Genomic DNA, 13796 nt, shown 5'->3' with positions numbered 1-13796 from the left:
CCACAGCACCGCAAGGCCACTGCGACACCCCCGCAATACCGTTCACAGGAACCGTCCGCACACTGCAAGCCCTCTCACAGACTGTGGGAGCGTCGATACGGGGATCAACGGGGACTTGGGGAGCACATGACCGAGGGACAGCGACGTGCGCCGGCACGGCGGGCGGTGATCGCGGGGGCAGCGGTGGCGGCCACGGGGGCGGCGATCCCGATCGTCGCGAAGGCGACGGACGGGGGCAGCGCCCCGGCCTCCGGCCCGGCACACACCGCCCGGCCCGCCGCGGGCAAGGCACCCGCCCCCAGCCGTCGCCCCCGTCCCGGCAACCGCCCCAACATCCTCCTCGTCCTCACCGACGACCAGCCGAAGGAAACGGACTGGGCGATCCGGCAGACCGTCGACTGGCTCGGCGGACAGGGCGTGACCTTCGCGCGGGCGCACGCGAACACGCCCCTGTGCGCGCCGTCCCGCGCCTCGATCATGTCGGGCCGGTACGCCCACAACCACGGGCTCCTGGACACCCGCCACCCGTACCGCCTGGACCAGCACACCACCGTCCAGCGCCAGTTGCACGAGGCCGGCTACCGGACGGGCCTGTTCGGCAAGTTCCTCAACTACTGGCACACCGGCGACAGTCCGCCGCACTTCGACGAGTGGCTGCTCCAGGAACCGGTCCACTACTACAACGGCCACTACAACGACAACGGGACAGTACGGAACATCCCGGGCTACAACACCACGGTCATCAAGGACCGCGCCCTCGCCTTCATCGAGAAGTCCCGCACCGACGACCGCCCCTGGTTCGCGTTCGTCGCCACCCGCAGCGCGCACGAAGTGAACATCCCGGAGCAGAAGTACGCCCGCACCCGCGTGCCCGAGTGGGAGGGCCGGCCCTCCGTGTTCGAGTCGGACAAGGCCGACAAACCGCGCTTCCTGCGGAGGGCCCACCACTCCTTCGCCCAGGGAAAGGCCCTGCGCACCAGCCAGTTGCGCACCCTGCTCTCCGTGGACGACGCGATGCGCGACTTCCGTGACCAGCTGCGGGCGCTGGGACAGCTGGAGAACACGCTCGTGCTGTTCACCAGTGACCACGGCCTGTGCTGGGGCGACCACGGCTGGCTGCGCAAGTCGGTGCCGTACCGCCCGAGTCTGGAGGTGCCGTTCTGGCTGTCCTGGCCGGCCGGCCTGACCGGCGGCACCGACGACCGTCTCACCGGTCACGTCGACATCGCGCCCACCCTCCTCGACGCGGCCGGCATCACCCCGGACACCCCGCACGACGGCCACTCCCTGCTCGACCCAGGCAACGACCGCGACCACCTGCTCGCCGAGTGGTTCTGGAACCGCCAGGACAAGAAGCCGATCCACACCTGGGCGTCGTACATCGGCAAGTACCGGCAGTACACGGAGTACTACCGCGGCCGCCTCGACCCCGAGGGACGGCCCAAGGGCACCGGCGAGGTCGTCTTCCGCGAGTACTACGACCTGGGCACCGACCCCTACCAACTCACCAACCGCCTCCACGGGGCAACGCGGGAGGAGGAACACAGGCTCGGCATCCCGGCACTGGCGAAGGGACTGGCGGCAGCAAGAAGAGCCTGATCGGCGGGACTGGCGAATTACCGGTGCAGTACAGCGCCCCGAAAGGGGCGCGGGGAACTGCGCGACCAGCCCCCACCGACCCGCGGCAAACAAACCACCTACCCAGCGGAGCGCACAGCCGGCCAGAGAGCAATCCCGACCCCCAGCGCAATCAAATGCCCCCAGTTGGACATCGGATCCGCGAACGCGACCAGGTCCTCGACCAGCATCCACCCGAACAGGCAAAGCAACGCCCACCGCAGCCACGGTGAGAGCAGGCCGGCGAGGGCACCGACACTGGTCGCAACACCGAAGCTGATGCCGTAGTCGAGGCGATGGAGGGAGCTGTCGGGCAGATGGCCGACCAACACCGCCAGCCCTATGGGGACTTCCGTCGCGAGCGTGGCCAGCACATGTCCGGCCAGGAACACGCAGGCCGTGCGCGCCCCGCCGATCCGCCGCTCCAGCGCGGTGAGAACGAGCAGGAAGCCGATCGCGTACGGCGACACGAGTCCGCCCGCGACCCACAGCGCGCTGGCCAGCAGCACGAACACGGGCGTTCGGACGAGGTGCGCCACGTCGGTACTGGAGCCCTGGAGGAGGGTGTGGACGAGGGACGGGTCGGCGTATTCGAGGATCAGCGAGGTGCCCGCAAGCACGGCCGCGAACGTGAAGGTGAAGGGGGTTCCCGTGGGGGTGGGCAGGACTCGCCACGGGCGAAGGGCGCGCTTTCGGGGGGCCGCCGGTTCCGGTACCCGCTGGCGCGGCATGCCGTTCAGCAGCCCGGAGACCTCGGGAAGGGCGTCAGGAGGCGTCGTCGGGGCGATCCGTTCCACCGTGAGACGCTCCTTCCGTTTCGCCCCACCCTCTGCGCCCCCGCGTGCCGCTGTCTGTGACGTGCACCACCTCGCAGCCGTTTCACATCCAACTCTCAGGCATCGGCCGGCAGCTCCCCGCGGCCGTGCCGACGCCGACATACCGCACGTTCATGTCCCGTCAACACGATGTCCGTAATTCCATCAACAATTCGTCAGGGAAGTGTCAGGATGGGCCGATGCCCACCGCATACGACATGCCCGAAGTCCTGGACCGTCGTGAGGGCCCGCACGGCGAGGTGGTCCTGCGCCGCCACGGCGAACTGCTCCAGATCATCGCGAACGGCTGCTTCCTGATGGACACCTCCGACGGACGCTCGGAGCGCCGGCTGGTCGACGCGGCACTCGACGCCCTGGACGCGCGTGAGCGGCCGAATGTGCTGATCGGAGGCCTGGGCGTCGGTTTCTCGCTCGCACACGCCGCCGAGAACGACCGCTGGGGCCGCATTACCGTCGTCGAGCGCGAACCGGCCGTCATCGACTGGCACCGCGAGGGCCCCCTGTCCGCGCTGTCCGCGAGGGCCCTCGCGGATCCCCGCACGGAGATCGTCGAAAGTGACGTGATCTCTTACGTCAATGAGATATCCGACACGTACGACGCGCTGTGCCTGGACATCGACAACGGACCCGACTGGACCGTCACCGAGGGCAACGCCGGACTGTACTCGCCGACCGGACTGGCCAGCTGCGCAAGGGCGTTGCGACCTGCGGGCGTGCTGGCCGTGTGGTCGGCCAAGCCCTCTCCGGAATTTGAAGGAACCCTATGGAATGCCGGTTTCCAACGGGTGCGTACCGAAGAGATCCCGGTTGCCCGGGGCGTTCCGGACGTCGTGCATCTTGCTGTCCGGCCTGGATAGCAAATGGTCGGTGACTCCCCGTACTCTGCTTCCCTGGCGCCGATCATTCAAGCGTCAATCGCAGACATGCGCAGTCATAAGGGATCACCCCACGGATTCCGGAAAGCAACTTCAGGGGCGGGCGATGGAGCAGACACACACCTCCCACAACGGCACGGCAACGGCCACCCCGGGCGCACAGCGCCGGGTGCTGGTGGTCGAGGACGACCCCACGATCGTGGACGCCATCGCCACCCGCCTGCGTGCCGAAGGGTTTCTTGTACAGACAGCGGGCGACGGCCCGGCCGCCGTCGACACGGCCGAGGCATGGCAGCCCGACCTGCTGATCCTCGACATCATGCTGCCGGGCTTCGACGGCCTGGAGGTCTGCCGGCGCGTGCAGGCCCAGCGGCCGGTGCCGGTCATGATGCTCACGGCTCGTGACGACGAGACGGACATGCTGGTCGGGCTCGGCGTCGGTGCCGACGACTACATGACCAAGCCGTTCTCGATGCGTGAGCTGGCCGCACGGGTGCACGTGCTGCTGCGCCGGGTGGAGCGGGCCGCGATCGCCGCCTCCACGCCGCGCAGCGGCATCCTGCGGCTCGGCGAGCTGGAGATCGACCACGCGCAGCGCCGGGTGCGGGTCAGGTCGGAGGACGTGCACCTCACGCCCACCGAGTTCGACCTCCTCGTCTGCCTGGCGAACACGCCGCGCGCGGTGCTCTCCCGCGAGCAGTTGCTCGCCGAGGTGTGGGACTGGGCGGACGCCTCCGGCACCCGGACCGTCGACAGCCACATCAAGGCGCTGCGGCGGAAGATCGGCGCCGAGCGGATCCGTACGGTGCACGGCGTGGGCTATGCGCTGGAGACGCCGACGCCATGAGTGACGGGCCGGCCCCGCGGAGAGGCCCCGGGGAGCCCTGGGGCGGACTGAGTCCGTTCTCGATCAAGACCAAGCTCGGTGCGCTCGTCGTCATTTCGGTCCTGATCACCACCGGCCTGATGATGATCGCGATGCGCACCGAGACGGAGCTGCGCTTCATCACGGTCTTCTCGATGATCGCCACACTTCTCATTACGCAGTTCGTGGCGCACTCGCTCACCGCGCCGCTGGACGAGATGAACGCGGTGGCCCGGTCGATCGCGCAGGGCGACTACACGCGCCGGGTGCGCGACAACCGGCGTGACGAGCTGGGCGACCTGGCCGAGACGATCAATGTCATGGCCGACGAGCTGGAGGAGCAGGAACGCCAGCGCAAGGAGCTGGTGGCGAACGTCTCGCACGAGCTGCGCACACCCATCGCGGGCCTGCGCGCGGTCCTGGAGAACATCGTCGACGGCGTCACCAAGGCCGACCCCGAGACGATGCGAACGGCCCTGAAGCAGACGGAGCGGCTCGGCCGGCTGGTCGAGACCCTGCTCGACCTCTCCCGCCTCGACAACGGCGTCGTACCGCTGAAGAAGCGGCGCTTCGAGGTGTGGCCGTACCTGTCGGGCGTGCTGAAGGAAGCCAACATGGTCTCCTCGGCCCGCGCGGGCATCGCTTCCGGATCCGGCAGCCACACCCGTACGGACGTCCATCTGCACCTCGACGTGTCCCCGCCGGAGCTGACCGCGCACGCGGACCCCGAGCGGATCCACCAGGTCGTCGCCAACCTGATCGACAACGCGGTCAAGCACAGCCCGCCGCACGGCCGGGTGACCGTGAAGGCCCGGCGCGGGAACTACCCCGAGTCGCTGGAGCTGGAGGTTCTCGACGAGGGGCCCGGTATCCCCAGGTCGGAGTGGCACCGCGTGTTCGAGCGGTTCAACCGGGGAGCCGTCAACCGCCCGCACGGCCCCGGCAGCGACGGCGGCACGGGGCTGGGCCTGGCGATCGCCCGCTGGGCGGTGGATCTGCACGGCGGCAGGATCGGGGTGGCCGAATCCGAGCGCGGGTGCCGGATCCTGATCACCCTTCCGGGCGAGCCATCCATGCCAAGTTGACGTAAAGTTCGAAGCGGAGCGCCAAGATCCACGTCGGTCCGGCTGATGGACACGTGTGATCAGGCACAGGCCCGCGCTTTGATCGCGCCGGGTCTGGATCGAGCCATCCCTTCCACGCCGGAACCACGCTTGTTTCCCGCCATTTCCACCCCCGAAACACGCGGTTCAATGTGACTTACACGACGATGAGCAGGCCCGGACTGACCTTCCCGCCCACGGGGGCGTAGCCTTAATTCCCGCTGTCCATCACCTTGTGAAGCGGAAGAGGGCGGTTGCCGCCGTGTCGCCACAGTCCCCCAGTAACTCGAGCATCTCGACCGACGCAGACCAAGCGGGGAAGAACCCCGCGGCCGCGTTCGGGCCGAACGAGTGGCTCGTCGACGAGATCTATCAGCAGTACCTCCAGGACCCGAATTCTGTAGACCGCGCCTGGTGGGACTTCTTCGCCGACTACAAGCCCGGGGCCGCTGCCCCGTCGGCTCCGGCGGGTACCGCGGCCGCGGGGGCCGCGGGAACCACCACCACGGCTCAGCCGGCAGCCGCCGCGCCGGCCGCACAGGCTCCGGCCGCACCCGCCGCCCCGGCTGTCCCGGCTCCGGCGCCCGCGACCCCGAAGCCCGCCGCGGCGGCCCCCGCCCCGGCGAAGGCGCCCGCCAAGCCCGCGGCCGCCGCGCCGCAGGCCAAGGCCGAGCCCGCCGCCCAGGCCCCCGACGGCCCGGAGTTCGTGACGCTGCGCGGCCCGTCCGCCGCGGTCGCCAAGAACATGAACGCCTCGCTGGAGCTGCCCACGGCCACGTCCGTGCGCGCGGTCCCGGTGAAGCTGCTGTTCGACAACCGCATCGTCATCAACAACCACCTGAAGCGCGCCCGGGGCGGGAAGATCTCCTTCACCCACCTCATCGGCTACGCGATGGTGCAGGCCATCAAGGCCATGCCGTCGATGAACTACTCCTTCGCGGAGAAGGACGGCAAGCCGACCCTGGTCAAGCCGGCGCACATCAACTTCGGCCTCGCCATCGACCTGGTGAAGCCCAACGGCGACCGTCAGCTGGTCGTCGCGGGCATCAAGAAGGCCGAGACGCTGAACTTCTTCGAGTTCTGGCAGGCCTACGAGGACATCGTCCGCCGCGCCCGTGACGGCAAGCTGACGATGGACGACTTCTCCGGTGTCACGGTCTCCCTGACCAACCCCGGCGGCCTCGGCACCGTCCACTCCGTCCCGCGCCTGATGCCCGGCCAGTCGGTCATCATGGGCGTCGGCTCCATGGACTACCCGGCGGAGTTCCAGGGCACGTCCCAGGACACCCTGAACAAGCTCGGCATCTCGAAGGTCATGACGCTCACGTCGACCTACGACCACCGGGTCATCCAGGGCGCCGCCTCCGGCGAGTTCCTCCGCATCGTCGCGAACTTCCTCCTCGGCGAGGGCAGCTTCTACGACGAGATCTTCGAGTCGCTGCGTATCCCCTACGAGCCGGTCCGCTGGCTCAAGGACATCGACGCCAGCCACGACGACGACGTCACCAAGGCCGCCCGCGTCTTCGAGCTGATCCACTCCTACCGGGTCCGCGGCCACGTCATGGCCGACACCGACCCGCTGGAGTACCGCCAGCGCAAGCACCCCGACCTGGACATCACCGAGCACGGGCTCACCCTGTGGGACCTGGAGCGCGAGTTCGCGGTCGGCGGCTTCGCCGGCAAGTCCCTCATGAAGCTGCGCGACATCCTCGGCGTGCTGCGCGACTCGTACTGCCGCACCACCGGCATCGAGTTCATGCACATCCAGGACCCCAAGCAGCGCAAGTGGATCCAGGACCGCATCGAGCGCGCGCACACCAAGCCCGAGCGCGAGGAGCAGCTGCGCATCCTGCGCCGGCTGAACGCCGCCGAGGCCTTCGAGACCTTCCTCCAGACGAAGTACGTCGGCCAGAAGCGCTTCTCCCTCGAAGGCGGCGAGTCGGTCATCCCGCTGCTCGACGCGGTGCTGGACTCGGCCGCCGAGTCCCGCCTGGACGAGGTCGTCATCGGCATGGCCCACCGCGGCCGGCTGAACGTTCTCGCGAACATCGTCGGCAAGTCGTACGCCCAGATCTTCCGCGAGTTCGAGGGCAACCTCGACCCGAAGTCGATGCACGGCTCCGGCGACGTGAAGTACCACCTGGGCGCCGAGGGCACCTTCACCGGCCTGGACGGCGAGCAGATCAAGGTCTCGCTGGCCGCCAACCCGTCCCACCTGGAGACGGTCGACCCGATCATCGAGGGCATCGCCCGCGCCAAGCAGGACGTCATCAACAAGGGCGGCACGGACTTCACCGTCCTGCCGGTCGCCCTGCACGGCGACGCCGCCTTCGCGGGCCAGGGCGTGGTGGCCGAGACCCTGAACATGTCGCAGCTGCGGGGCTACCGCACCGGCGGCACGGTCCACATCGTCATCAACAACCAGGTCGGCTTCACGGCGGCTCCCGAGTCGTCGCGCTCCTCGATGTACGCCACGGACGTGGCCCGCATGATCGAGGCCCCGATCTTCCACGTGAACGGCGACGACCCCGAGGCCGTCGTCCGCGTCGCCCGTCTGGCCTTCGAGTTCCGCCAGGCGTTCAACAAGGACGTGGTGATCGACCTCATCTGCTACCGCCGCCGCGGTCACAACGAGTCGGACAACCCGGCCTTCACCCAGCCCCTGATGTACGACCTGATCGACAAGAAGCGCTCGGTGCGCAAGCTCTACACCGAGTCCCTCATCGGTCGCGGCGACATCACCCTGGAAGAGGCCGAGCAGGCCCTCCAGGACTACCAGGGCCAGCTGGAGAAGGTCTTCACGGAGGTCCGCGAGGCCGTCACCGCCCAGCCGAGCGCGGGCCCGGTCTCGGACCCGCAGGCGGAGTTCCCGGTCGCCGTGAACACCGCGATCTCCACGGAGGTCGTGAAGCGGATCGCCGAGTCCCAGGTCAACATCCCCGACTCCTTCCACGTACACCCGCGTCTGCTGCCGCAGTTGCAGCGCCGGGCGGCCATGGTCGAGGACGGCACCATCGACTGGGGCATGGGCGAGACCCTGGCGGTCGGCTCCCTCCTCCTGGAGGGCACCCCGGTCCGGCTGTCCGGCCAGGACTCCCAGCGGGGCACCTTCGGCCAGCGCCACGCGGTCCTCATCGGCCGCGACACGGGCGAGGAGTACACCCCGCTCCAGTACCTCGCCGACGAGCAGGCCCGCTACAACGTCTACAACTCCCTGCTGTCCGAGTACGCGGTCATGGGCTTCGAGTACGGCTACTCGCTGGCCCGCCCCGACGCGCTCGTGATGTGGGAGGCGCAGTTCGGCGACTTCGTCAACGGCGCGCAGACGGTGGTCGACGAGTACATCTCGGCGTCCGAGCAGAAGTGGGGCCAGACGAGCGGCGTCACGCTCCTGCTCCCCCACGGCTACGAGGGCCAGGGCCCGGACCACTCCTCGGCCCGCGTCGAGCGCTTCCTCCAGCTCTGCGCCCAGAACAACATGACGGTCGCCATGCCGACCCTCCCGTCGAACTACTTCCACCTCCTGCGGTGGCAGGTGCACAACCCGCACCACAAGCCGCTGGTGGTCTTCACCCCGAAGTCGATGCTGCGCTTGAAGGCCGCCGCGTCGAAGGCGGAGGAGTTCACGTCGGGTCAGTTCCGCCCGGTCATCGGCGACTCGACGGTCGACGCGGCCGCCGTCCGCAAGGTCGTCTTCGTGGCGGGCAAGCTGTACTACGACCTGGAGGCCGAGCGCACCAAGCGCGGCGCCACGGACATCGCGATCATCCGCGTCGAGCGCCTGTACCCCCTCCCGGGTGCGGAGCTCCAGGCGGAGATCGCCAAGTACCCGAACGCCGAGAAGTACCTGTGGGCCCAGGAGGAGCCGGCGAACCAGGGTGCCTGGCCGTTCATCGCCCTCAACCTGATCGACCACCTGGATCTGGCGGTCGGCGCCGACGTCCCGCACGGCGAGCGGCTGCGGCGCATCTCCCGCCCGCACGGCTCGTCCCCGGCAGTCGGCTCCGCCAAGCGGCACCAGGCCGAGCAGGAGCAGCTGGTGCGTGAGGTGTTCGACGCCTGAGCCTCACCTCGCAACAGGGCCCGGTACCGGACTGCTCCGGTACCGGGCCCTGCTCCGTCAGATGGGTTGCGGCTCGAAGTCCCAGTACGGCCGCTCCCGTTGGAGGATGTGCCGGGTGTGCAGGTGATCGGGGCCGAGCAGCATGGTGAGCCGTTCGACCGCCTCCCGGTGCAGTTCGTCCGCCTCCGCGCGCTGCCCCAGCTCCGCGAGGTCGAGGGCGAGACCGGCCCGGAGGCTGATCGTGAGGATGTGGCCGTCGCCCAGTGTGCGGGCGGCCCGGTCGGCGGCGTCCCGGCCCCGCGCGGCCGCCGCGTCGGTCTCCCCGACGGCGTCGAGCGCGGCGACCTCGTTCTTCGCGCAGCCGATGGCCCACGGGTGTTCCCTTCCGACCCGCTCCTCCATCTCCCGCGTGGTGCGCTGCGACAGCTCCAGCGCGCCGCGGATCTCGCCCATGTCCCGCATGACGGTGGCGACGTTGTCCCGGGCCCCGATGGCGTACGGATGGGTGTCGCCGAGCTGGTTGGCGTACTGCCCGGCGGTGAGCTCGGCGAGTTCCCTGGCCTGCGGGATCTGGTCCAGCTGACGCAGCAGCATCGCGAAGTCGCAGGACACCATCAGCGTGTCCGGGTGCAGCGGGCCGCGCCGGCGGATCAGCTTCTCGCGGACCCCGCGCATCATGATGTGCGCGAACTGTAGGTCGCCGACGCGGCGGGAGCACAGCGCGAGATTGTGCTCGGCCAGGATGGTCTGGCCATGGCTGCGGTCGAGGACCTGGCTGTGCACCCGGGAGTTGTGGCCCTGGATGGCCAGCGCCTCCCGGTACTGGCCGAGCAGCCGCAGCATCCAGGCGGTGCGCAGCGCCGAGTTGAGCGTGGCCGCGTTCTTGCCGTCGAGCAGGTCGACGCGGGCCTCGAAGATCTTGCGGTGCAGTGTGAGCGACTCGGTGTAGTGGCCCTGGAGGCCGAGGGCGACGGCGAGGTTGCTGCGGATGCTGAGAGTGCGCGGCACGTTCTCCCCGCCGAGCTGCGCGGCGGCGCTCGCCGCGGCCTCCTCGAAGAGCGTGCGTGCCTCGGTGTACCGGCCGAGGGCCATCAGGGTGCCGCCGAGCCCGTCCTTGGCGCGGATCATCTCGATGTGCCTGGCTTCCTCGGCGCCGTCCAGGCGCTGGAGGATCTCCCGGCCCACGTCCTCCGCCTCGCTGTAGCGGCCGAGCCTGCGCAGCATGTTGGCGAGCTGGTGGACGGCGACGAGCACCCGCCGGTCGTTGTCGCCGAAGGCCTCCCGCCAGTGCCTCACGACCTGGCGGCTCAGCCACCAGCCGTCCTGGTACTCGCCGCGCATCCGCAGGTACTCGATGCAGTTGAGGACCAGCTCGCGCACGTCGTCGTCGGCCGAGGTGAGGGCGCCGGACGGCTCCAGGTGCGGGATGAGTTCGGCGTAGCGCGCCCAGTTGCCCGCGGAGGAGGAGTCGCGCGGGTCGGCGGAGACCAGGACCTTGCGGGCGGCCGCCGAGTGGCGTTCGGCGTCGGCGGGGGCCTGCACGGAGCGGACGTAGCGGTGGAAGAGGCGGTGCATGCGGAGCGTGCCGACGGTCTGGGTGTCCAGGCGCGGGCTCTGCTCGTACTCGATGCGCATGGAGGTGATTTCGGACAGCTTGCGCAGGGCGGTGTTCCAGCTGCTGGGCTCGGCGACCAGCTCGGCCAGTTCGTGCGGCAGGTCGGCGTGCCGGGCGGTCTGGAGCAGCCGTACCGGCACCATGTCGTGCGAGAAGCAGACCAGCAGGTTGAGCAGCTGCCAGGCCGGTTCGGCGCCCTCGCGCAGGGTGTTGATGAGCTTGGCCCAGGCGACCTCGAAGCTCTCCGGGTACTCGCCGGAGGCCATCACGCCGAACCGGTCCGGCTTGCCGACCTGGATGTCGCGTATGTACTCGTCGACCGACGCGGTGGGGTTCAGATCCAGCCAGGCGGCCATCTGGTCGAGCAGCAGGGGCATGTCCTCGACGGCCTCGGCGAGGCGACCGGCCTGGTCCTCGGTGAGCCGGGAAGCACGGCGCCGGACGAACGCGACGCTCTCCCGCCGTTCGAAGGCCGGTACGGCGATGGTGTCGGCGTGGGCTCCCCACTCGCTTCGGTGAGTGGTCACCAGGACATGACCGCGCCCGTCGGGGACCAGGTCACGGACCTGATCCGGATCGCGGGCCCCGTCCAGGACGAGCAGCCAGGGTCGCTGGGTCCGGCCGAGTTCCTGCCGTACGGCCTTGATGGTCGCCGACAGGTCCCCGGCGTCCCGCAGGTCCAGTTCGGGGGCGAGGTCGGCGAACTGCTGGCGTGCGGTGACGCGTTGGGCGGCGTTGATCCACCAGACGATGTCGTACTCGCCGGCGAACCGGTGGACGTACTCCAGCGCCAGCTGCGACTTGCCGAAGCCGCCCGGGCCCAGCAGCGCCACGGCGGCGCCGTCGCGGCCGGCCGTGGAGAAGGCGCTGTAGACCTTCCCCAGAAGTTCGGTGCGTCCGATGAACCGGCGGTTGCGCCGGGGGGCCAGCCATACCTCCGGCGGGTCGTCCGGGAAGCGGGGGCCGCGCCGGAGGTCGATCAGGGTGCCGGGCGCCGGGATTCCCGCAACCTCCAGCACACGGCTGCGGGCCACCTCGGGCCTGAGGCCCCGCAGTTCGACGGGGGCCAGCGCGATGACGGCCTCGGGCAGTGGCCGGGCGGTGATGCTGACGGCGGCGATGCGCTCCCGGTAGGGCGGCAGCACGCGGCGCAGGACATGCGCCCAGGCGTCGAACCGGACCTGACCCATCCGCTCGTACCAGTCGTCGATCACCAGCAGAAGCCGTCCCGGCGGGCTCAGCAGGTCGATCAGCGACTCGTCGGCTGGCGGGCGGCGCAGCGGGTTCCAGCGCACCAGGGTGGTGGGCCGGCCGGCGGCCCTGACCTGGTGGTCGATCCACTTGGCCCAGGATTCACTCTGTCCCGCGAAGACGACAGTGACGTGTTCGAGTTCCGCCGTCATCTTGCAGTCCCCTCAACTGAACCTGGCCACGACTGTGCACAGGTTATTCAATTGTGCGTCAAAACGGTTCCACAGCAGCGTGGTTGAGCCATCCGGCCGTGTTTCGCCGTTACCCGTGAGCCGTCCGTGCCAGCCGGTCGGCGATATGCCGTATGAGCTGTTCCAGGTCCGCGCAGTACACGCTGGGGTGGCGGAAGCCGCTGCCGGCCGCGTACCGGTGCACATAGTTGCCGCCCCCGCACACCTTCCCCACCGGGCAGCTCAGACACGCCGCAGCCAGCGCCCGCTCGCCCACCTGCCGCGCCACCACGCCCGGATGGCGCAGCGCCCGGTCGAACGGGTGCCGGAACACGTCGAGCCCCGTCTCCGCGGCGCCCGCGTACGCCGACCTCAGCGAGTCGACCTGCTCGATCGAACCGTCCGTCTCCACCACGACGGCAGCCATCGGCGACAGCCCCACCGCCTCGGCCGCGCTCGGTGCGCCGAGCAGCAGCGCCGCGATCTCCTGGAACAGCCGTACCCGCGTGCGCAGCCGTCCCTCGTCCCACCAGGCGTCGAAGACGGTGGCCAGCCAGTCCCCGTACGGGGCGGGGCTCGGCCGGTGCCGACCGGGCCGCCGGTGGGCGAGGCCGGGCGGTGGATGCCGCCAATTGGCATGCGGGAGAAGGAAGTCGACGCCGGGCGGATGCAGGTCGAGCAGCGAACGGTAGACGTCGAGCGGGTCCGCTTGCAGGTCGATCGTGCAGAGGACGCCCGCGTACGACTCCGGGCGCGCCGCGAGCCGTCGCGCGGCCGCCCGGGCGGCGGGCCAGGCGGGGCGGCCGGCGTGGTCGACCCGGCGTGCGTTGTGGCCGGCCCGTCCGCCGTCGAGGCTCAGGCCGACCCTGATGCCGGCGTCGGAGAGGCGGTCCAGGGCGGCGGCGGTGAGACGGGTGCCGTTGGTCTGGACGGTGGCGGTGACCTGGCAGGGGACGGCATCGCGCACGGCGCGCGCATAGGCGAGGACGGGGGCCGGGCCGGTGAGGAGGGGTTCGCCGCCGTGGAGTTCGATGCGGATGCGGTCCAGGTGGTGTGCGCGTACGTGTTCGGCGATACGGATCGCGGTCTGGCGCATCGTGGCTTCGCCGGTACGGGCCGGGCGATCGCGCCAGCCGGCGTCCTGGCCGCTGTAGATGTAGCAGTAGGAGCAGTTGAGGTTGCAGCGGCTGTGCACCTTGAGCACGAACTGGCGGAAGGGGGTGGGTTCGTGGGTGGTGACGTCCAGGGTGGCGTGCGGCCACTGTGGGTGGGGCGTCATGGGGCGTCTTCGTAGTGGGCGACGACTGGGTGCTGCTCCCCTTCCCGGGTGCGGAGATCGGCGAGGATCGCGGCGAATACCGGGTGGTCGGTGCGGTCCGGGTGAGGGATTGGGGGGAGGGG

8 protein-coding genes are annotated in these 13796 nt (G+C 69.9%); 5 read left to right on the top strand and 3 right to left on the bottom strand.

All coding sequences use genetic code 11. The features are described 5' to 3' along the window. Window positions 1-126 precede the first annotated feature (126 nt). A complete protein-coding gene (locus tag KCH87_RS11195) occupies window positions 127-1599 on the top strand; it encodes a sulfatase (protein ID WP_210585820.1) in 1473 nt (490 codons plus the stop codon). Between the two features lie 98 nt (window positions 1600-1697). Here KCH87_RS11195 and KCH87_RS11190 read toward each other — a convergent pair whose 3' ends face one another. After that, window positions 1698-2414: a rhomboid-like protein gene (locus tag KCH87_RS11190; protein WP_210585819.1), complete on the bottom strand. Its 717-nt coding sequence runs from the start codon at window positions 2412-2414 to the stop codon at window positions 1698-1700. Window positions 2415-2632: 218 nt separating this feature from the next. On the opposite strand from KCH87_RS11190, the gene KCH87_RS11185 reads away from it, so the two are divergent. From KCH87_RS11185 to KCH87_RS11170, 4 genes are all read left to right on the top strand, one after another. After that, a complete protein-coding gene (locus KCH87_RS11185; protein ID WP_210585818.1) occupies window positions 2633-3310 on the top strand; it encodes a spermidine synthase in 678 nt (225 codons plus the stop codon). A 124-nt stretch (window positions 3311-3434) separates the two neighbouring features. After that, window positions 3435-4175 carry a response regulator transcription factor gene (locus tag KCH87_RS11180; protein WP_210585817.1) on the top strand — a complete coding sequence of 247 codons (741 nt, stop codon included), beginning with the start codon at window positions 3435-3437 and terminating at the stop codon, window positions 4173-4175. After that, a complete protein-coding gene (locus tag KCH87_RS11175) occupies window positions 4172-5278 on the top strand; it encodes a cell wall metabolism sensor histidine kinase WalK (protein ID WP_210585816.1) in 1107 nt (368 codons plus the stop codon). Before KCH87_RS11180 ends, KCH87_RS11175 begins: the two co-directional genes overlap by 4 nt. Before the next feature lie 280 nt (window positions 5279-5558). Further along, window positions 5559-9359 carry a multifunctional oxoglutarate decarboxylase/oxoglutarate dehydrogenase thiamine pyrophosphate-binding subunit/dihydrolipoyllysine-residue succinyltransferase subunit gene (locus KCH87_RS11170; protein WP_210585815.1) on the top strand — a complete coding sequence of 1267 codons (3801 nt, stop codon included), beginning with the start codon at window positions 5559-5561 and terminating at the stop codon, window positions 9357-9359. A 57-nt stretch (window positions 9360-9416) separates the two neighbouring features. Here KCH87_RS11170 and fxsT read toward each other — a convergent pair whose 3' ends face one another. Further along, window positions 9417-12377, bottom strand: coding sequence for an FxSxx-COOH system tetratricopeptide repeat protein (fxsT, locus tag KCH87_RS11165; protein ID WP_210585814.1), 2961 nt, complete (start codon window positions 12375-12377; stop codon window positions 9417-9419). A gap of 109 nt (window positions 12378-12486) precedes the next feature. Next, on the bottom strand, window positions 12487-13674 hold the full coding sequence (locus KCH87_RS11160; protein ID WP_210585813.1) for an FxsB family cyclophane-forming radical SAM/SPASM peptide maturase: 1188 nt from the start codon (window positions 13672-13674) through the stop codon (window positions 12487-12489). Between the last annotated feature and the right edge of the window lie 122 nt (window positions 13675-13796).

Origin of the sequence: Streptomyces sp. GESEQ-35, from assembly GCF_017948485.1 — a bacterium.
Lineage (GTDB): Bacteria > Actinomycetota > Actinomycetes > Streptomycetales > Streptomycetaceae > Streptomyces.
The sequence above is the reverse complement of the archived record's forward strand: the minus strand, read 5'-3'. Positions and strand labels throughout refer to the sequence as shown.